The sequence below is a fragment of the Flammeovirga kamogawensis genome, assembly GCF_018736065.1.
Classification (GTDB): domain Bacteria; phylum Bacteroidota; class Bacteroidia; order Cytophagales; family Flammeovirgaceae; genus Flammeovirga; species Flammeovirga kamogawensis.
The window spans coordinates 293,237-315,902 of sequence record NZ_CP076130.1; the positions used below are offsets into that span (position 1 = coordinate 293,237).

The 22,666-nt window shown below is 33.0% G+C and carries 12 protein-coding genes; 10 read left to right on the forward strand and 2 right to left on the reverse strand.

From position 1 onward, the window contains the following. Positions 1–41: 41 nt before the first annotated feature. A complete protein-coding gene (locus KM029_RS25455) occupies positions 42–4,643 on the reverse strand; it encodes a glycoside hydrolase family 9 protein (RefSeq protein WP_144077224.1) in 4,602 nt (1,533 codons plus the stop codon). Between the two features lie 583 nt (positions 4,644–5,226). Here KM029_RS25455 and KM029_RS25460 point away from each other — a divergent pair. The 10 genes from KM029_RS25460 to KM029_RS25505 all read left to right on the forward strand — a co-directional run bounded on the left by KM029_RS25460 (position 5,227) and on the right by KM029_RS25505 (position 18,984). Further along, positions 5,227–6,078: a helix-turn-helix transcriptional regulator gene (locus KM029_RS25460; RefSeq protein ID WP_144077225.1), complete on the forward strand. Its 852-nt coding sequence runs from the start codon at positions 5,227–5,229 to the stop codon at positions 6,076–6,078. A 234-nt stretch (positions 6,079–6,312) separates the two neighbouring features. After that, the gene (locus KM029_RS25465; protein ID WP_144077226.1) at positions 6,313–7,695 is read left to right on the forward strand and encodes a hypothetical protein; all 1,383 of its coding nucleotides are present in this window, start codon (positions 6,313–6,315) and stop codon (positions 7,693–7,695) included. A 156-nt stretch (positions 7,696–7,851) separates the two neighbouring features. Further along, positions 7,852–8,415 carry an alkyl hydroperoxide reductase subunit C gene (ahpC, locus tag KM029_RS25470; protein WP_144077227.1) on the forward strand — a complete coding sequence of 188 codons (564 nt, stop codon included), beginning with the start codon at positions 7,852–7,854 and terminating at the stop codon, positions 8,413–8,415. A 116-nt stretch (positions 8,416–8,531) separates the two neighbouring features. After that, positions 8,532–10,112, forward strand: a complete 1,581-nt coding sequence (ahpF, locus tag KM029_RS25475; RefSeq protein ID WP_144077228.1) for an alkyl hydroperoxide reductase subunit F — start codon at positions 8,532–8,534, stop codon at positions 10,110–10,112. 259 nt (positions 10,113–10,371) lie between these two features. After that, positions 10,372–11,235: a hypothetical protein gene (locus tag KM029_RS25480; RefSeq protein ID WP_144077229.1), complete on the forward strand. Its 864-nt coding sequence runs from the start codon at positions 10,372–10,374 to the stop codon at positions 11,233–11,235. A gap of 254 nt (positions 11,236–11,489) precedes the next feature. Continuing rightward, positions 11,490–13,583, forward strand: coding sequence for a DUF4493 domain-containing protein (locus KM029_RS25485; RefSeq protein WP_144077230.1), 2,094 nt, complete (start codon positions 11,490–11,492; stop codon positions 13,581–13,583). A 16-nt stretch (positions 13,584–13,599) separates the two neighbouring features. Continuing rightward, a complete protein-coding gene (locus KM029_RS25490) occupies positions 13,600–14,781 on the forward strand; it encodes a DUF4493 domain-containing protein (protein WP_144077231.1) in 1,182 nt (393 codons plus the stop codon). A 4-nt stretch (positions 14,782–14,785) separates the two neighbouring features. Further along, on the forward strand, positions 14,786–16,882 hold the full coding sequence (locus KM029_RS25495) for a DUF4493 domain-containing protein (RefSeq protein WP_158631268.1): 2,097 nt from the start codon (positions 14,786–14,788) through the stop codon (positions 16,880–16,882). 12 nt (positions 16,883–16,894) lie between these two features. Next, positions 16,895–17,674, forward strand: coding sequence for a hypothetical protein (locus tag KM029_RS25500; RefSeq protein WP_205125549.1), 780 nt, complete (start codon positions 16,895–16,897; stop codon positions 17,672–17,674). Between the two features lie 5 nt (positions 17,675–17,679). Further along, positions 17,680–18,984: a PCMD domain-containing protein gene (locus KM029_RS25505; RefSeq protein WP_144077233.1), complete on the forward strand. Its 1,305-nt coding sequence runs from the start codon at positions 17,680–17,682 to the stop codon at positions 18,982–18,984. Between the two features lie 67 nt (positions 18,985–19,051). On the opposite strand, the gene KM029_RS25510 is transcribed toward KM029_RS25505, so the two are convergent. Continuing rightward, positions 19,052–22,372, reverse strand: coding sequence for an Ig-like domain-containing protein (locus tag KM029_RS25510; RefSeq protein WP_144077234.1), 3,321 nt, complete (start codon positions 22,370–22,372; stop codon positions 19,052–19,054). Between the last annotated feature and the right edge of the window lie 294 nt (positions 22,373–22,666).

The window sequence follows — 22,666 nt, forward strand, 5'->3', positions numbered from 1 at the left end:
GAAAGACAGCCTTTAATTATAAGTAGTTGAGAAATTAAGAACTATTTCTTAAGGAATTTCAGGCTTTTTGTAAAGTTGTTGCCAGAAATTTGTATTACATATAAACCAGATTTTAAATTATCAATTGCTAATTTTTGACCTCCTTGAGCATTATTAATTGATAAGAAATTTTCTAGTTTTCCTGAGATAGAATAAATAGCTACCTGGAACTGTCCTTCTCCTAATCCGTTCAAGTTTATTTCATGTTGAGCAGGGTTTGGATAAAGGCTTAATTCTTCTTCAAGTTGAAGTGAAGTTGTAGCTTCTACAGCAGCAGTTCTGCCATTACTAGAGCAAGAACCTCCTGCGTTCCATCCCCAAATAGCTACATCTGGAGCACCTGCAGTCCCATTCCATTCATTATTTGATGTATAATTATTGCCATTGTAACTCACTACAGTTCCAACAGGGTAATTCGTGTTAGGTTCCCATACTGTACATGCATCCCCATTATCGTCATCACCTTCTTCATTTGAGATTTCTAACCAATTCATGTTAAAACCATCACTAGAAGCTTGTACTCTAATTGTAGTTTGTCCAGATGGGAGAGTAGCATCAACAGAAATTGTTTTCCAGTTTTGCCATCCACCTGTTGCTTGGAAAGTTACGTCTGCCAAAGTGCTTCCGTTTGCAGAAACAGTAAACGATTTATTATCAAAACCATCTGCAGCCACACGGAACCTTAATTTACCTTGGCCAGCACCTGGAATGTTTACATTGTATTCCATAAAATCACCACTGTCTACCCATCCAATATTATTCACACCATCTACATCTTGCGTAGGCTCTACTTGGATACCTGACATTGTACTAAACTCTTCTGCTTCTATTCTAAGTGTAAATTTACCTTGAAGGCTTACAGAAACAGTAGAAGAACTAGATGCTTCACCATCAGAAACTACTAAAGAGAATTCATAATTAGTGTCATCTTGAAGACCACTAATAGAAGGTTGTGCAATTGAAGTATTATCAAAAGTTACAGCAGGACCAGCAGTTTGAGACCAAGCATAAGTTAAAGCTATCGGTCCATTATCTGGATCGCTAGAAACCGAACCACCTAGAGTTGTTGATGTAGTTCCGTTTTGTAAGATTTGATCTGCACCTGCATTCGCAATAGGAGCTTCATTTGCTTTAGGTAGTTTTTCTAATACAACATTGTCTATAAAAACATCAATATTACTGTTACCTACATTGAAAGTAACTCTACCATTTGTTTCGGTAGCTTCTTCCATTGTAAACTCGTAAGAGAATTGTTGTGTTCTATTATTTAAACTAGGTTGAGCACTGAAAAACCCTGTCCAAGGTTCTCCATTTTTTTCTATAGAAAGAACGATAGAACGATTATCTGACGAACGAGCATCAAAAGAGATTCTATACTCTGCACCATTTTCAATTGTTAAACCTCCTTGATTGTATTGTACATGCCAAGTGTCAGAACCACCATTGCTAATCATAGCATGTAATTGATTGTCTACAACATCATGGTTTGCAGTAGCACTTGCGTTGATATACGTTGTCCAACCTTCAAAACCATTACTAAAATCGCCATTCGTTAGCATATTGATAACGTCTTTGACTTCAACATTTACTTGGTCTGTACTTGTATTACCTGCAGCATCAGTAGCTGTCAATTCAAATACGTAAGTCCCTAATACTAAATCATTGATTACAGTAATTGCTGAAGTAGGATTTAGGATAGTTGCAGTTGAAGGCCCATCTATTTGTGCCCAATTATAAGTTAAAGCGTCATCTTCTGGGTCAGTGGCACTACCCGTTAATTGTGCAGTACCATTAATAAGACTAGTAGAAACATTATTACCTGCATTGGCAACAGGAGGTTGATTTGGAGTTACAGTAATAGCTACTACCGCAGTTACATTACCTACTGTTGCTGTAACCTGATCTGATGCTCCCAATGTTGTAGCAGTATACACACCATTTGGTGCATTTGCAGACCAAGTAATTACTTCATCTTGCATCAATTGACCACAACCATTTTTTACTATTGCAGAGAAATTGAATGTTTGATCAATTACTATTGATTGATCTCCTTCAGAAATCTCAACAGTAGTAACTTCAGGTGTTTCACAAACTAAAGTTAAAACAACTCCTTCAATTTTAATTTCATCTACAGCTACAGTTCCTGTAGTTCCAGTAGGCCCCTGAACTTCATATTGAATACTTGTTACATCCGTAGCGTTAAAAGAAACGGCATCTCCCCAGCCAGCTTGAGAGAACTGATTCCATGATAATTCTACCATTGTCCAATCTGCATGAGCAGGAACTGGAGAAGCGTAGTAATCAAAATCTGTAATAGAAGTGGTAGGAACTTTTACAATCATTGCATCTCCTTTATGCCAAAAAGAGATACCTGTAGAACTTGCAATATCTTCTCTACCTGTTCCTTCTTCAGATAATGGAAATCCAAAGCCAACAAAAGGATTGAATTCTAAAGTTCCCTCATTTAATACATAAGAAACTTCTACACTGTTTGAAGTACTAACAGCCCCACCACTTGTCATTGGTAAAGGAGTTGCATTAGGAGTAATAGTAGAAGCACCGCCATTACCATTATCATCTAAAGCAAACCACTCTGTATTTAATTTTGTAATACCATTATTTTCTGCATCTGCCACAAGTGTTGCATTTTCTGGAACAACTGTAATTGTGACTTGTGTGCTAATACCGTCTACTGTTAAAGTAACCACTTCTGTAGTTAATGTACTTGTGTTTGAGAAAACACCATTGGGAGCATTTGATGACCAATTGAAAACGGCATCTCTTACTGTTCCTCCACATTCATTTAATGCACGAGCAGATAAAGTAATCGACTCATTTAATTCTATAGTGATAGAACTTTCACCATTAATAAGTACATCTACAACGGCAGGGTTTTCACAATCTGTATTGCCAATAGCTAATATACCATTTGCAACAAATACCATAGGAGCATTCCAGTTAATTGTTACCTCATTAGTAGAATAACTACACCAATCATCAAAATAACGTTTAGCAGGAATATTTGAATTTGGGTGAAAACATTCACCTCCTGGTAATGATGCATTTTGTGCACCACCAACAACCATACCCGGTACAGGTTCAAAAATACCATCTGCCTGACTCGGTCTATGATGTGGTTGCATTGGTCTGTTTTCTCCAAAACCTGTGAAATAGCTAATACCTACAGGGTTCTTACCTAAAATATAATCTAAACTAGATTGAGCTACAGATAAATGATCACCGTTTCCTGTTAATTCATAACCATAAAGAGCAATCATGCCATCATTTAAGAAATTGGCATTATTACCCCAGTTAAAAGATGTTTCAACAACTTTATATGGAGAGCTATTAAATTCGCCAATTTTCATGTTGGCATAATTAATCACACGAGATTCAACTTCTGCGATATTAGCAGCACCTGTTAAGTTATCTTTGTTTGCAATAAGCGAAAGGTAACCAAGCGGAGCAACATCTGGCCAACCAGGAACACGCATTCCATGATTTAATAAATCAGAGGCAAACCAATAGGCATCTTGTTTTGTTGTAATATATAATTCGATGGCAGCCCACGCTTTCTCATCTGATAAATTTCTATCACCATAAGTTCCTGTGTGTACATCTCCTGGGTTGTCAAAAGTAATGTTGTCATTATTTACACCCCAGTTCCAAGCACGTTCTGCAGCTGTAAGGCATTGTTGTGCATAAGCAGCATCATATGGAGCGTACACTCTTGCAGCTTGTGCCATTAATGCAGCAAAATCGAACGTTGCAGCCGTAGCCTTACCAATTACATATCTTTGCTGATTTGCAGCACTAGGCATCACTTCACCTTCAAAACCTAAAGTAGTCATCTTGTGGTATACGCCACCATCTACAGGGTCTTGCATTTGTAATAACCAGTCAAGGTTCCATTTTGCTTCATCTAAAATGTCGGGCATATTATTGCCACTTTCAGGAATATTTACCTCAAAATCTGCTGAAAATTCAGGGTACATTTCATAAAACGCCATTAACGTCCAAGTAGAAATACCTGAGTTCACTACATATTTACCGTAATCACCGGCATCATACCATCCTTTAGGAGCAGAGAAAGAAGAACCTACAGCTCTACCACCTCCAGCAGAAGAGTGCACTCGTACATTTGTATCTGGGTGACCAAATCCTCTAGCCCACGTTCCTCCATGTTCTGAGGTAATGCTTGTAGATGATCTTTGGTAGTAGTAAAATTTAAGCGATGCTGAAGCAACACCATCATAAACACTTTGACCAATTTCAAATGGATGAGATTCATTCCCGCCTGCTACTATTTTGTAAGTACCAGGAGTTTCTACTGCAGAGAAATCTGCAGTTGCGAATGCTTCTTGTGCTTCTTGCCAATTGACAGAAGAACTTAGTGTACCATTAAATACTACTGCGTTAGAGTTTGTGTTTACCACTTGGAAAGATCCACTTCCATTGGGCACTTGGGCAAGTTTAGTACTTGAGGGTAAAAAACCTGTTTGGTTTACATCTATATCTTGTGCTTGTAAAGTCAAGCCTTGCAAAGCAGTGCAAGAAATCAAGAATAGTACTTTTAAATAAATAGTGTTGAGTAATTTTTTCATTTCTTAGTCGGGAAAATAGTTGTATTAATTACATTTCATATATGCAATGTTATTTCATGTTAGATAAGTAGTGTTCACTATTTGTTTGGAGTTTTACATCATATGTTCATTTTTAATTATGATGAGTAGATGATGTACTGGGATATTATTGAACATTTAATACGCAATAACACTTCTTAGAAATACTAATGTGACTGTCTAATTTTTCTTAAATAAGGTAGATGATTTATAGCAAAAAAGTGTTGATTGTGTATACGTTAAAAATATTTTGAATGTAATATAATTGCGTTTGGTAATTACGTATTCGTTTTTGTAATTGATAGATAAACAGTAGTTTATGTAATATTTTGAATACGTTTTTCAGCTGTTGATAATTGAAATAAATGAATACTGTTGGTACTTAAGTGAGTTTGTGTATAGATTTAATTTAGAAGATAAAGTAGGGGGTGTTTTATTTTAATGTTAAGATTATAATAACGTTGAAATTACTACGTGATTGAATGATTTACAGTATTATTTTTTTGGAGGGAGTTACACTCATAACCGGTTAAATATTCTTGATTTTTTTTCTTAATTTGTCTTTATGTCAAAAGAAAAGAGACAAAGTTTTAAATACAAAGGCAGGGCTTTAGTAGAGAAAGTATCTATATCAGTTCCTTATACTAAAGAGGGCGTTTTCCAAAACGAAGGCTGTTTTTTGTATATGAAAGATGCGACAATAAAGCTTCATTCTGCTCATGATAGTATTGAGGTTAAACAAAAAGAAGCTATTCTTTTAAAATGCGATACCTACTTTTTAGAATTTATTGGCCGTGAAAACGCTGGAGAAGTAGATGTAATTGCCTTCCACTTATTCCCTGATGTATTAAAAAAATTATATATAAATGAATTACCCTCATTAATAGAGAAAAAGATTAAGAATCCAGAAACAAAGCATATTGTTGATGAAACGATTGTAGCTAGGTTTATTGATTCACTAGAGTTTTATTTTGACAATCCTTCTCTTGTCAATGATGATCTCCTGGAGTTAAAAATCAAAGAATTGGTGTTGTTACTTGTGCAAACAAAAAATGTAACTTCAGTGCTAGAGCTTGTATCTGATTTATATTCACCAAGAAAATCAAAATTGAAGAATGTAATAGAGCTTCATACCTTTAATAATGTTTCGTTAGAAGAATTAGCAAAGATGTGTGATTTGAGTTTATCTTCTTTTAAAAGAGAATTCCAAAAAACATTCACTGAAACACCTTCCCGTTACATTACCTCTCAAAGAATAAATAAAGCAAAAGAATTACTATCATTATCTGAGTTACATATTAATGAAATTGCATACCAAATAGGATACAATGATCCTTTATACTTTACAAGAATTTTTAAGAAAAAGGAAGGTCTTTCTCCATCTCAATTTAGAGAGGAACATAAGATGTTAGGGTAGTTTGTTAGGTTTAAATATAGTAACAATACTTGATTTAGGATATCATGCTATACAAATTGCTTTAATTTCAATGGAAGAGGGGTATTAATAGTATTTCAGCATTAATGGATAAGATCTTTGACTTTATTTTTTTGTAGAAATTTTAGAGTGAAATAATGATTAATTCATTCCTGATTTCTCCTTTTTTCTTGGAACGATTTTTTGATAGATACTTTTTAAAATACACTTCGCTTTATGCTAAAAATATTGTTCTATACCTTTTTCTTATTTTATGTTTATTCGTGCTCATTTCCAACTGTTGATGAACAGAAGAAAAGTAGCGTAGAAATTAAACATAAGTGGGAATCGCTAGCAACCCAAATATATAGAGTTCCTAAAGACTCCATATCTATTTTAAAAACAGAAAATAACAACATTTTATATTTTGATGGCAGTTCAGTCTTAGACGATGTTGAAGGCAACGAATTGCTTATACACCTCAAAGAATACATGACTGCAGAAGAATGTGCAGCAGTCAATTTAAGTACTATCACTGAAAATGGTGAATTACTTAAAACGGAAGGGAGCTTTTTTATTAAAGTGACCTCGTTAGATAATATTCCTATCAATTTAAAAAGCCGTTCAGATAATCATTTACTAGTTCAACCGAGAAAGGAAATTGATAAAGAAATGGATGTTTATGTAAAATCAGAAAAAGAAAATGGTTTTTCATGGAAGAAAAGTATTGATAGTTTATCTACATTATTTGATTCTATTTCTTCACCTCAAGAAATACATCTAAAAGAGAAAAGCTTATTCCCTTATTATGGTATCGAAAAATATTTAGAGGATTTAAAATCGTTTTATGTTTTAGATACTCTAACCAATACTTATGCATACAAGCAGTTCCCGTCATTAATTTCTTTATTAAAAGAGATGGACGGCAAAGGTTTTGTAAAGTATGAAGGTGAAAAGTATTTTCATAGAATGAATTACCCCGAACCAAAAAATACTTACTTTGATTCAGAGGGAGGTATAATTTATACTTCAGATAAGTTTCAGATTGTTAAAGATAGTGTGCAGCATACTTACTATTTATCGCGCCTAGTTAAAAATCAAATTGTAATTGAAGAACTAAGAAATGTATTGTTAGAAGATCAATTAAAACAGCTACTCAAAAACGGGAAGCAACAGTATGATAAGGCCAAAAATTTTAATAAAAATAGGGTTTATCAATATGCTGAATATAAAGAAAGGAAAAGAAAGTTTATAGACTACCAACTTAAAAAGCAAGGGATGAATAGTGTAGATCAGTTGTATAAATTAAATTTTTCGAGTACTAATAGTTGGTATAATATTGATAGATTGTATGCTCTTTTATCTATTAAAATATATAAAGGGGTGCTTACAGATGAAGATAAAAAGCCTCTAGGAGGCATTATTAAATTTGTTTCAACATCGAGTGCCAATGTAGTGGCAAGTGATGTTACTACTGGAAATTATGAAATGACTTTTATGAATGATGATACATTTAAAGTCAAAATTACGGTTGATAATTATTTGCCTTTTGAATTTGAGTTTGACCCTCAGAATGAAAATTTAGATACAATTGTAATGCCTAATTCTTATAAGCTATAAAAAGTGAAGCTTACTATTTTAATCATACACTTTGAGATGTGTATAGTTTTTATTTATGATGTTATAAAAACAATCAATTTTACAAATAGTTCAATCTGTCGTAAGTTTGTAACACAATAAATCGAAAGAGTAATCAATTAAAATTAATATAGCATTATGTCACAAATCGGAAAACAAGTAGTAGACTTCAAAGTTCAAGCATTTGCAAACAACCAATTCGAAACAGTAACTAAAGCAGATGTTTTAGGAAAATGGTCTATCTTCTTCTTTTACCCAGCTGACTTCACTTTTGTTTGTCCAACAGAACTAGAAGACTTGGCTAACTTGTACGAAGAATTTAAAGCAACAGGAACAGAAATTTATTCAGTTTCTACAGATACTCACTTTGTACATAAAGCGTGGCAAGATACGTCTGAAACAATCAAAAAAATTAATTATCCAATGTTAGCAGACCCAACAGGTGTGTTATCAAGAGGTTTTGATGTAATGATAGAAGAAGATGGAATGGCTGAAAGAGGTACTTTTGTAGTTAATCCAGAAGGCGAAATAGTTTCTTATGAAGTAGTTGCAGGTAATGTAGGTAGAAATGCTGAAGAGTTACTAAGAAAGTTAAAAGCTTTACAATTTGTAGCAGCAAATCCAGCAGAGGTTTGTCCTGCAAAATGGAAAGAAGGAAACGAAACATTAAAGCCTAGCATTGATCTAGTAGGTTTAATCTAAGGCTTAATATCAATTAACACTCAAACCTAAAGGTCTATCAAATACGTAATTAAATAAGATTATTTATTTGATAGGCTCCATTCACCTTTTATCAGAAGAAATTAAAATATATCGTTATGTTAGAACAAGCATTAAAAGAACAAGTACGCGGATTATTCGGTAACCTTAAAAGCAAATTTACATTTAACGTAATTGTAGCAGCAGACCATAAAAGTAAAAGCGATTTAGTATCGTTATTAGAAGATGTGGTTTCTACAACAGATAAAATTACATTAAATGTATCTGAAGGTGAGGGCTTATCTTTTACAATATTAAAAGAGGATGTAGACTCAGGAATTGTTTTTAGAGCAGTGCCCACCGGACATGAATTTACTTCGTTATTAATGGCTGTATTAAACATGGACGGTATTGGTAAAAACCTTCCAGATGAAATGTTGACAAAACGTATTAAGAACATTTCGGGAAAAGTAGAATTAAAAAGTTACATCTCTTTAACGTGTACAAATTGTCCAGAAGTAGTTCAAGCTTTGAACGTTATGGCAATTTATAATCCTAACATCAAACACGCTATAGTTGACGGAGGTATTAATAAAGAAGAAGTTGAAGCATTAGGTATTCAAGCAGTACCAACTGTAACACTTAATGGCGAACAGTTGCATGTAGGAAGATCATCATTAGGTGAATTACTTGGTAAAATTGAAGAGCAATTAGGCACTACTTTTTCTTTAGATGATGCAGAAGAAAAAGAGTATGATGTAGTTGTTGTTGGAGGCGGACCTGCTGGAGTTTCATCAGCTATTTATTCTGCTAGAAAAGGGTTTTCAGTAGCTATTATAGCAGGTACCGTTGGTGGTCAGGTAAAGGAAACTGTTTCTATTGAGAACATGATTTCTATATCAAAAACGACTGGTGCAGAATTAACAGCTAATTTAAATCAGCATTTAAAAGATTATCCAATTGATGTATTGGAAAATAGAATGGTAGAAGGTGTTGAGATAATAGATGGTGTAAAGCATTTAACAACATCTTTAGGAGAGAAATTTTCTACGCCTGCATTAATTATTGCAACTGGGGCGAGCTGGAGAAAACTTGGCGTACCTGGAGAGACAGAATACATTGGTTCTGGTGTTGCTTTTTGTACACACTGTGATGCTCCTTACTTTAAAGGTAAAAAAGTGGTTGTTGTAGGTGGAGGTAACTCTGGTTTAGAAGCAGCTATTGATTTATCGGCAATTGCCGCTGAAGTAACTGTTTTAGAATTTATGGATACACTTAAAGGAGATCAGGTTTTACAAGATAAAGTAAATAGCTTGTCAAATGTGTCTGTAATAACAAATGCCAAAACTCTAGAGGTTGAAGGTGATGGTAAAAAAGTGACAGGTCTTAAATACGAAAACCGCGAAAATGGTAAAGTAGAAACAGTTATCACTGATGGTGTATTTGTACAAATTGGTTTAACTGCAAATAGTGGAGCATTTAAAGAAATTTTGGATACTAACCGTATGGGTGAAATTGAAATTGATGCGCATTGTAGAACAAAAGTAGCAGGTGTTTATGCTGCTGGAGATGTATCTATTGTACCTTATAAACAAATTGTAATTGCTATGGGAGAAGGCTCAAAAGCAGCCCTTTCAGCATTCGAAGATAAGATCAAGAACAAACAACTTTCTAACGATGTAGCGTTAGCAACAGCATAGTTTATTAGTTCTAGTCTAACTTAATAACCCAACATTCTAACCGATTGTTGGGTTTTTTATTTTAAAAGCATAAAGTTATAACCATTAAAAAATGGTAACACTAACCTACTAAATTTTATTGTTCATTAAATATTTTGAGCGTATTGGTTTATAGACTACTACGCTTTTTTTTTGTTAAAATGATTAGAGATCGTTAACAGCAATTCACTGCCAATAATAACATTGTCATTGTCTTAGGTATGAATAAAATAGAAAAAACATGAACAAAAATATATTCTCAATTTTAATTTTAACGCTACTAGGTTTAAGTACAATTAGTTGTCATAAAAATGACGAAGCTGTACTTTCATTAGGGCCAGAGCTAGAAATTATTAATCATAAAGATATTATAAAAGTCACTCCATATGATACTATTGAAGTTTCTTTACACGCTTTTGCGTTAGGAGATTACGAACTTTCAGAAGTAAATAATGACGATAGATATTTAAGTAAAATTGGTCATACTTCTAATTCGAATGGCAAGGTGACGAATGCCACTTATAAGTTTCTTGCCGAAGAGAAAAAAGGTACTTATGATTATGTATTTACCGTAAGAACATCAACTGGGGTAATTGAGAAAGTAACTCAAAAAGTTGAAGTAGTAGTAGACGCGTCTAGTATTGTAATAGATAAGGAAAGTTATAATAAAGAATTTTCGGCTGGAGATAAAGTAGTACTTACAGGTACAATTTCAACAGTTAAAGAATTGTCTGAAATAACTTTTTCTACAAACATCACTAAAACACTAATTAATGCTGTTTCTCAAAATGCAGTAGTAAAGAAAAATGAGACGAATAAGTACATAAAATTATTAGAGAGCGAGGTACTAGATACAGATGAAAATGGTGTAAGAACTTTTTCGTTTAAAATTGAAATAACAATTCCTGATATAGATCAACTCAATAAAGAATTGAAATTAAAATACGAGCAGTTTAAGAAGCTCAAAATTAATGTGGGACCTATACATTATTATGAAGGATTTTCTTTAAAAATCAGGTATTCTGATGAGAACACTGTCTATTATCATAATAAAGGTAATCACGATTTATCTAAAAATTGGGAACACAAATTTGATATTAAGTAGCCAAATTAAGCTAAGGATATTATCAGGATTAGAATATTTACTATTCTAATCCTTTTCCCATATTCATGTTCTTATAAAAAGATCTTTTAAGTAGTTTATTCTTCTAATTTACATTCATTTGTTAGTACAATAGTTATAAAAAAAACGAATAATAATAAATTGAATTTTATAAAAACTAAAGAAAGAACTCTGCTTCTAAGCCTAATAAATAAAACTGTATTAAATCATTCAATCTATCAAAAACACTTTCATCAATGCGTAAATTTTTACATCTAAAAGTTCTACTTTTAATGTTACTCAGTATATCCTGTTCTAAAAAGGAGGATGTATTAAGAAAAGGAACGGTCTCCTTATTTCTTAATGCGAATAATAATGTAACTGTAGTTAATTTCCGACGGGCTTCTTCAATTAATGTATCATCATTTTCAATTAGTATTTTTGATAATAATGATAAGTTGGTTAAAGAATTTCCTACTTATAAAGACTTTCCAGATCAATTTTACCTCAATCAAGGTACATATAAGTTGGTGGCACAATCTAGTCCGGTTACAACTGCGGCTTTTTCGAGTCCTTATTATTATGGGGAAACGGAATTTAAAGTCAACGATCTAAAATCCACAAAAATAGAGCTCACTTGTGCAATTGCAAACAGTAAAGTTTCTGTAAAATATACTTCAGATTTTATTGATGTATTTGGAGAGGTGTATACGGAGATTGAGAACAAAAGTGGAAAACTAACCTTTGAGCAAAATGAACTGAAAGAGGGTTATTTTAGTCCAGAGCCATTTACGGTGAAGTTGTATCAGAAAGCAACTCAAAAGCTATTGATTTCTAGAACGTTTAATGATGTAAAACCAAAAGATTACTACAAATTTACGTTCGAAGCTCTTAAAGGCACGGGTGGAATCAGCGTTATAGTAGACGAATCTGTAACAGAAAAAAATGTAGAATTTAGAATTCCAGAACAATGGTTAGAGGTAAATATCCCAACTATAGAAGGAGAAGGAATTGATATTTCTCAAGAACAAGAAGTTGTTGAAGGAAGTACACAACAAACTGTAATTAAGTTTAAGGCAGAAGGAGGAATTAAATCATTAAAAGTGTTTGTAAAATCTACTAACCTTTTAAATGATGGGTGGCCTGATGCTATAGATTTCGCACAATTATCTCAAGAAGAGATTGATTTCTTGGCAGATAAAGGTATTACATATCCTGTTATTGTGAGTGGTGCAAATGAGGTTGCTATAGATTTTACAGCATATATAAAAACATTACAAGCTGGCCAAGGTGTTGCAGATGTATTTGAATTTGGTTTTGATATTGAAGATAATTTCTATCAAAGAGATGCTACAAAGTCTTTAAACTTAAAAGTAACTCCTGCCCAGTTCACTATTAATTTTGATGAAGGAGATATTTGGGTTGCTAAAGCGACTATAAATGTTGCTCTTACAGAAGGTGATAAAGATTTTGTCACTGTATTCTACCAAGAGAAAGGGCAATCTGTTTGGTTAAAATCAAAAAGTTATACTACTGTAAACAATAAAGATTTCACGTATTTATTAACAGGGCTATCGTCTAATAAAGAATATCGTGTTAAAGCTGTTTATAATAAAAATTCATCTTCTGAATTACTTTTTAATACAGAGGAAGAAAAGCAATTACCTAATGCAAAAATGGAAGATTGGTATAGTGATGTTGTGGCTCCTAGTCATTGGATTGGGTATGCAGAAATCAGAAAATACATTCCGAATTCAAGAGGTGAGTCTACTTGGAGTACAGTAAATGAAAAAACGACAGAACATAGAGGTTCTTTCCGATATAATTATAACTCTTTATCTGGTACTTATAATAGTTCAGATTCTTATAAAGGGAGTAACGCCGCTGAAATTGTAACTGTAGGTTATGGCTATGGAACTACAAAAGCAGGTAGTGCAAGTGTAGTTAAAAAACGTGCCTCAGGGCAGTTATTTATAGGTAGTTATTCTTATAGTGGTGGTTCTGAAAGTTTTAATTATGGAATGCCATTTACCTCAAGACCAACTTCTTTTACAGGATATTATAAATATGATCCATACAGAAGCGATGAGTTTTCTGTAGAAATTGTAATTGAAAATAGAGATAATGGAACGGTAACAGAATTGGCTAGAGAGCAATATATTTCTGGTACAAAACAAGAAAGTTACACGCAATTTAATATTCCAATCAATTATTCAAATACTACACTAAAAGCAACACATATGTATGTTGTTATCAAATCATCTATTAAAAGCCTAGATACTAGAGTAGTTAATGGAAGACACTTAGGTAGTATGCTGTTAATAGACGAACTCTCTTTAAACTACAACTAATAAAAATACTTCAATCATGAATATAAAATCATATAGTTATATATTAATCTCAGCCATAACATTATTTTTAATTGGTTGTAATATTCTTCAAGGCGAAACAGAAATTCCTTCTGCAAAAGGGTCGTTAGCATTAAATATGTCTGGAGATGATACATTAATTCCTGTCTCATTTTTAAGAGAAAAAGATGCGATTGATATTTCTAGTTATCGAGTAGAAATTAGAGATGAGAATGGTGTACTTGTAAAGTTTTATGAGAAGTATGCAGACGTACCAGAAAAAATAGATTTACGTAAAGGAATTTATACAATTAAAGCTGCATCTGATGCTCAACACCTTTCGGCAGGGTTTGAATGTCCTTATTATGAAGGAACAACTACTGTTGAAATAAAATCTGGAGAAGTTGTAGAAGCAAAAGTTATCTGTTCGCTGATAAATATGAAAGTTCATATATCTTATTCGGCTGATTTTGGTACTTATTTTACTGCTTATGAAGCAGTAGTAAGTAACGGTATGAATGGAGGCGAACTTACTTTTTCTAAAGATGAAGCTAGAAGTGCTTACTTTTTACCAAATCTTTTAACAATCACTTTAAAAGTGACCGCTAAAGATGGTATAACAAAGTTTCAGAAAGAATTTCTAATTAGTGATGTTGCTGCCAAAGATTTCCATAATATAGAATTTAGCCCATACATTGGTGTTGGAGATGCATCTTTAAATATCAAAATTGATGATAAGATGAATGAAAAAGATGTAGTGATTACTGGTCCATCTACGTTACCTCCAGATGCTTTGGCTATAGAAGGGGATGGTTTTGATATTGATAAAGAATTTGAGATTAACAAAGGTGAAACTCCTGTAGTTAAAGTAAATATAGAAGCACCAAAATTAATTAAGAATTTAATTGTTAGGATTGACAGCAAGAAGTTAACAAAAGATGAATTACTAAAGGTAGGTTTAGATGATACTTTTGACTTGGCTACTGTAGATCCAACATCTTCATTGGGAGCTAATCTAAAAAATCTTGGTTTTATATCAGATGATCCCATTCAAGGGAAAGATAGAATGGTTTTTAACCTAAGTCAGTTTATGCCAATGTTGGCTTTATTTGGAACAGAAACACACCGCTTCCATATTAAAGTAATTGACCAAGATGGAGTTGAAATAGAAAAGACCTTGACAATCAAAATAAATGCATAAAAAGATGAATCAGTTTATTCTAAAATACTGTCTTCTTTCTTTGATTGTATTGTCATTTGGTTGTCATAAATCAGAGAAAGAAGAAGTAATACTAAAAGGTGATGTATCAATAGTTATCACGAAACAATCTTCTTTAATTAATGTAGCTGCAGCTAGAACGGTAGATGTTTCTAACTACCATGTTCAGATTATTAATAGCAAAAATGCAGTAGTTAAAGAGTATAATAATTTAAGTGAAGTTCCGGCTTCTGTAACTTTGAATGAAGGGATTTATACAATTGCAGTTTCTTCAACAAAGAATCAGCAAGAGGCAATTTTTGATATTCCATATTACGAAGGAAAAGAAGTTGTAAAGGTTAAAGCAAATAAACATACAGATGCTTTAATTACATGCAAGTTAATTCAGACCAAAGTTTCTGTTGGTTTTACTGAACATGTTAAAAGTGCATTTAAGAAATTGAATGTTACAGTAAGTAATAAGAAAGGAGACTTAATTTTTGAAAAGGAAGAAAAACGAGCTGGTTATTTTAAATTGGCTACTGATAGTACTTTAACACTTTTACTTTCTGTTGAAAATTTAAAAGGAAATGTATATACAAGATCTTTAAAATTAGAACATGTAAAACCTAGTGAATATTACCATGTAGTATTTGATTTAGAGGGAAGTGGAGGGTCATCTAGTTTACAAATTGAAGTAGATGAGAGAACTACTGATAAAAAATGGAATTTTGAAATGCCTGTAACAGCAGAAAATATTCCAGTAATATCAAGTGCTAATTTTGACTTTGATAACCCTCCAACATTTAGAGTAGGAGACGGAACTGATGCAATAATTAAAGTAGTAACCAAATCACCATTAAAATCTCTTATCGTTCATGTAAAGTCAAATTTTCTAAAGTTACAAGGGGTTCCTGCATCTTTTGATATTGAAAATATGACTCCTTCTGTAGCGAATGTATTAACAAGTTTAGGCGTTGTTATTACTACTGTTCAAGATGAGAAAGTGATTGATTTTTCTGAATTATCGAAGAAATTACCTGTTGAAAATAATGGGTTAACAAAGCATGAATTAAAAGTTATTGCTACAAATTCTGAAGATATTGGGTACGAAAAAGAAATCGTGTTTAATGTAATTCCTTTGGCAGATGTAGCTGCTACTATAGCTGTTGATCCTTGGGCCAAATTTGCCATATTATCTGGTTCTTATGCCGGTGGAGATGCAAGTAACCTTACGTTTCAATACAGGGAAAAGAATGGTAGTTGGATTACAATTAATGATAATATGAATGTTGTTGGTAATGTATACAACTATAAGTTAGAAGGTTTAAACCCTGCTACAAGTTACGAGTTTAGAGCATATAGAGCAGATGATGTAACTGGAGTAATTCTGCCTTTTACAACCGAATCTATTATTGGAATTGATTTCTTAGATTTTAAAACTTGGACATCAAATGGTAAGTATTCGTTACCTGGTAATAACTTATCATCAACTCAATGGGGTTCTGGAGATAAAGGGGCTGCCGAGTTAGCAATTCCTGCATATTTAAATACAATTCAGCCAAAGCCATCATTAAATGCAGCAGAATATGCACGTTTAGAATCAAAATCAGCTCCGTTTGGTTTTAAAGCTGCGGGTTCATTGTTCTTAGGCACAGTACATGGTAGTGGCTATAAAGATGTTGCAATTAATTTTGGTATTCCATTTACATCGCGACCAACAAAATTTAAATTCAAATACCGTTATAACCCCAATCAATATGATGGGAAGACCGATGAGTTTGATGCTTATGTATTGCTTCAAGTAAGGCAAGGAGGAACGCGTTACAGATTGGGAACGGCTTGGCTTCGTTCTAATACAAAAGAAACTGATTGGGTAGAAATTGAGCTTCCAATTATTTATGGTGATGACCCAAACTTTTCTGGATATATGCAGCCAAAATCTAATTTCGCTGAAAATCGTGAACAAGGTTTTTATGCACAGACCACTGCAAAACCAACTGACTTGATTATGGTTTTTTCTTCTTCAGCACATGGAGCAGATAAAAAGTCAGCAGCCGTTGGGACAACATTTGATGTTAAAGATGTAGAAATACTTTATTAGACTTAATAAATTATGAAACTTAAAAATATAATTTTAGGACTTTTGTTTTTGTGTTCGTTTTCTTCTTTTGCTCAGGTAATAGAATACGATAGTGCAGGGAATAGAATACCTAGAAAAGAGCAATTTAGTAGATCAATTCCAAATGTAACCTTTGTACCTAAAGGACAGTGGTTGGTTGGTTCTACGTTTATGTATTCAGAACATAAAAACGATAATTATCAATTTTTAATTATGAAAGATTGGGACGGAAAAGGGTATAACCTTGCTGTAAGTCCATTTTTCGCTTATTTTATTAAAGATAATTTTGCTGTTGGTGGTCGCTTTACTTATAAGCGTTCAGGTTTAGACATCGATCAATTAAATATTACATTAACAGACGACCTAAAGTTTTCTATTAATGGCGCACATCAAATATCTCAGACTTTTTACACAACGGCGTTTATGAGGAATTATATTAGCCTTGGACATAGTAAAAGATTTGGACTATTTAATGAGGCTAGAATTTCTTATGGTTATGGACAGTCGAAAGAAACTGTGGTTGGAGAAAATGCCGAAGATACAAAAGGAGTCTATTCTGAAACACATGAATTTAATATAGGAGTAGCACCAGGTATGGTTGCTTTTATTAATGATATGGTAGCGTTAGAAGTTTCTATTGGTGTACTTGGTTTTACAAACAAGTGGGTTAAACAAACCGAAAACCAAGTAGAATCAGGCTCTAGAAGTGTAAATAACGCCAATTTCAAAATTGATATTTTCTCTTTAAATATTGGTTTAGCATTTTATTTATAATCAAAATGAAAAAGTATTATATAATTCTTTTAGGACTATCTTTTTTGATTGGTTCTTGTATTAAAAATGATATTCCTTTTCCAACTGTTTTCGGTGAAATTGAACAATTTTCTATTAACGGACAGCAAGGACAATCAATCATCTCAACAGACAAACAGACTGTTGAGATTACAATGCCTTTTGGTACAGACCTTACAGAGTTAGCAATAGATAATATTGTATTGTCTGAAGGTGCAAAATTAATGTCTGATACATCAAAAGTGAGAAACTTTTCTATTCCTGTGGTACTAAGAGTCGAAACGTATCAAGAGTATTTATGGGAGATTAAAGTAAAAGAAGGGATACAACAGGTAGATGTTACTTCTTTTAAAATTAAAGGACAAGTAGCGTCTTCTATAGATGTACTTACTAAAACGGTTAGGGTAGTAGTACCTGTAGGAACTGATGTGAGTAATTTAGAAGTTGAAGAAATGGATTTTATTCCTGTTACCGCTAAAAGTTCTAAAGATGTACTCACAATAAAAGACTTTTCTACTCCTGTTTCTGTAGTTTTTAATGGTAGTTCTACATGGACAATCCGTGTTACTATTGAAGGCCAAGTTGTACAAGGAGAGCAATTGCCTTTTGCTGATTTCAAAACTTGGTATCAACACGGTACTGGTGCAAATTCTTTTTATTTACCAGGCAATGATCTTACCTCAATATGGCAATCTGGTGATAGAGGGGCATCAGAATTAACCATAAAAACATATCCACAAACGGTCGTTCCTTATCCATCTTTTAGTCAACAAGATTATGCAGTGTTAGAAACTAAAACTGCAGTTGGAATAATTGCCGCAGGTTCGTTATTTGTTGGGTCTATTTCTGGTAGTGGAATTTCTGATGTTGTTACAGATTTTGGTGTTCCGTTTACAGATCGCCCTACGAGTTTTTCTACAGAAATTCAATATCAGCCCAAAAAATACAATGGCTCAACTGTTGATGAATGTGATGTTTTTGTGATACTCCAAGTAAGAGAGGGAGGTAAAAATTATCGTTTAGCAACAGGGTGGTTTAGAACAGATAAAGCAATGTCAACTTTTGAGGTAAAAGATATTCCGATGATTTATGGAAACAGCAATGCTTTGGCTTCTTATATGATGCCATCTACTTCTAATAAAGAACTTCCAGAAGAAGGTTTTTATTCTGATATTAATGCAGCTCCAACACATATTGTAGTGGCATTTTCTTCTAGTGCACATGGTGCAAAATTTGAAGGTGCAGAGGGAAGTAAATTAAAAGTAAAAGGTATTAAGTTGAATTATAATTAATCGTTATTTTTCTATTGAAAAAGCCCAATACGCTGTTTTAAATTAGTGTATTGGGCTTTCTGTTTTATTACTTTTTGATAAACCTCATGGCCCTATGTCCTTCTACTTTCAAGATGTATACACCGCTTCTTAAATTTTGGATATTTAGAGAATGCTTTACTTCTTCTTCTAGTATTACTCTACCGTTTATATCAATTACTAGAACAGGGGTAGGAGCTAATAATCCTTTGAAATACAGTTGGTGTTCTGCCGGATTAGGAGCAAATGAAAACTTTAAGTCTGTATCATCAACAGCCAAAACTCTACTGTTACTACTGTTAGTTGTAAAAGAGGCTAGTTCTGACCATGCAGAGGCATAAGCAGTATTGTATGCTCTAATTCTTACTGTGTAATCTGTACCTTCTTCAAGGTTAGAAAGCCAGTATTCATCAGAGTTGTCATTATAAATATCACTAATTGTTTGCCAAGCATAACCATCTTTTTTGTATTGTATTTTATGAGTTGTTGCATTTTGACCTTCAACCCATTCTACCTTAGCTGACTGATTGAAAGCTGTAATCACAACGTTAGATGGAACGGTTAAAGGTAGTGCAGAGGTTACAATTACATCGCATGAAGTAGAAATATGTCCACCTTCTGTAGCTGCAGAAATAATTGCCTTTCCTCCAGCTATTGCTGTTACAAGTCCGTTTTGGTCTACAGTTGCAACTGCTTGGTTGTCACTTGTCCAAATAATAGTATGTGCAGTAGGTAAAATTGTTGCATTTAAAATCTGTGTATCTCCTGCAGCAATAGTAACTAGGGAAGAATCAATTGATATCTCTTGAGGAGTAAGTGATATATCGTCTACAAATTCACCATTTTTGGCATTACATGCACCAATGTTCGGAGTTCCATCAAATAAGTTAATGCCATTACCATAATAATCTACTGTTGGGTAGGGAGTAAGGTCTTTAAAAATACCATAACCTGCACCAGGTATAGCAGGCCCAACTTTAGTTGTACCACTATTTATTGCAGGGCTTCCTTCTTGCAACTGATAACCATATTTAGACAATACACCTTCTGCTAAAAAGGCTGGATCTCCCCACACTTTATCAACATCAAGATTAGAAAATTGACCATTAATTCCTCCAGCAAACAAGTTATTGCTCATAAAGAAAGTCTCTCCATTGGTATTTATACTTACACGTTTACCTCCAATATTACCTTCCGCTGCGTAAAAGATATTATTAAATATGTGTGTGCTTTTTCCATCAATATCAATAGAGGTAGAGTAAGCACTATCCATAAATACGGTATTGTTATAAATGTAATTTTCATCACTATAATGTGTACCAGAAGGAGCAACCTCATTAATCCAAATGGTATGATTACTATTCGCCCAACTAGGGTTTTCCCTCCATCCATCATTTACACTTACGTTAAAACGATATACAGAATTATGATTTCCACCTAGAATTTCAACAAAACCACCTTCACAATCTTCCATATAATTATATTGAATAAAAGTGTTCACATTCTCGTGATCAATATGAATACCATGGGAGTCTAAATATCCTCTTGTACTTAAACATTTATTGTATTGAATTACAGTATTAAAGCAACGCCAATTCCATACAGAGCTTCCTCTACCAGGCATTCTGTCGTCTATACTAGCACCCGGGTGGTTAAATAAATTATCTTCTATAAGTGCATTATATGTTCTAATAGGAAGAACACAAGTACCCCCAATAAAATGGAATTCATTATTTCGTACTACACAATTCATATTAGAATTAATAGAGTCATTTCCAACACCTGTATCACCACCTTGGTGTTTTATGTGTATACCTAGACGTTGTAAATCAGTGAAATAGCTATCTTCAACTAATATATTATTTATATTTTTTTCTTGGCCTATTGTTGTGTTTTTAGTACTGTAAAAGCGTAGAGCTGCTACTTCAAGGTTATTGAAAGCGTCTTCTCCTTCTTCTTTTAGTACTGCTTTAGCAGCATAGACATTTTGAAATTTAACATTACGTATTACAAAATTATTCATTGATTGACTTCCCGTATTTATTATTAAAATACCGTATGCATCATCATCTAAAATACCTTCTCTACTAGCAGAACGTTCATTATTGATTTCTAAATTACTTATTTCAATATTATCATTATTCTCAACAAGAATTGCTTCTTGATAATCTCCTCCATTTTCTTCTCCTACCTCGCCAGTAATAATTGGAAGGTTTCCGGTACCATACGACGTTATTACCAATGGAGCATCTTGCATTCCAGATCCATTCACCACAAAATGACCATCAAATCGATCTCCTTTCTTAAAGAAAACACTATCCCCAGCACCCAAAGAAGTAGCTGATATTTTAGCTAAAGTTTTCCAAGGTTTATTTTCTGTACCCGCATCACTATCATTTCCATTATTACTTAAATAGAAATTTTTACTTGCTCGTTGCGTTTTAATTCTGACACTTCCTAAATGACCTTTCCAAGCAGCATTGCCTTCTGAGAGTACCACTTTGATATATTTTGTATTTAACGGAAGATCATTTACCGTTGTAAAAGTAGATAAGTCTCTGTAACCATAACTTATATAAACCGAAGTAGTAAGAACTGTTTTTTGGTAATCGACCCCATTAGAAGATATGTATACAGAAATATCTCCTGATCCTGTATCGCCTGTCACTCCCCAAAAATCTACTTCAAGGTTTAGCATATCAGAAGAGTTTTGATATACTAAAGAAGCAGAATCTGTATTAACTCGAACTGCTCTACTCATATCGTTATTAAACGAACTTGTATTATTGTTATCAATTATTAGATTAGAATAACTGATTACATTTTCGAAGTTGTTTAAACTATCTGTAGCAACAGAGTTAGAGAAAATTGTATTAGTGATTTCAATTTTAGAGAGTTGTGCTTTCCAACTTGCGTCTCCACCGCTTAACTCGATTTTAATAAAATTAATACCGTTCCATAAAGCATTGGCATTTTGATAGCGTTTAAGGTATCTAAGCGAACTCGTTTCGTCTAATATTTCATTTTGTAAAGTAAGTTGCACATAAGTTACTCCATCAGAAGAAGCAAAAACCTTAACAATTCCATCATTAGGATCTCCGTCAACTCCCCAAAAATCTACAGATACAGCAGATATATTTCTGATTGCATAAATGACATGTCCATTTTGAATATCTGAGCGAACAATTCTACTAGAATCATTATTGAAATTAGCAGGTATACCTGTGTCAATAGATATGTTATTGGTTTTTTCAAATAGGTAATCAAAATTACTAAGATTATCAATTGTTTTTGTTTGTGCATTTATGTTCGTGTTTGGGTAAACTGCAAAAATAAATGAAAGTAGTAAAGTAGTAAATAGTATCCTCATAGCTTATATTTTGTAGTGGTTGAAAAAAGTAAAGAGTATTATTAAGTGTTGTTTGTACAAATATTGAGTAATAATTGGTAGGATAGTAGACGTATTTTAGCAAATTGTAGGCTTTTTTTGATTAATGTTTATAGTTTACATGTTAATTGTAAATTATGGATATTCAGTGGTTTAGTGTCAATATAAGTGTATTTTATTGACACTATATAGTATTATTTTGATTTCAGTTTGTTTTATTTCAACACTATTAACAAAGCTAAACCTATTGTTGACTTAAAGGGTGTAGTGAATTGA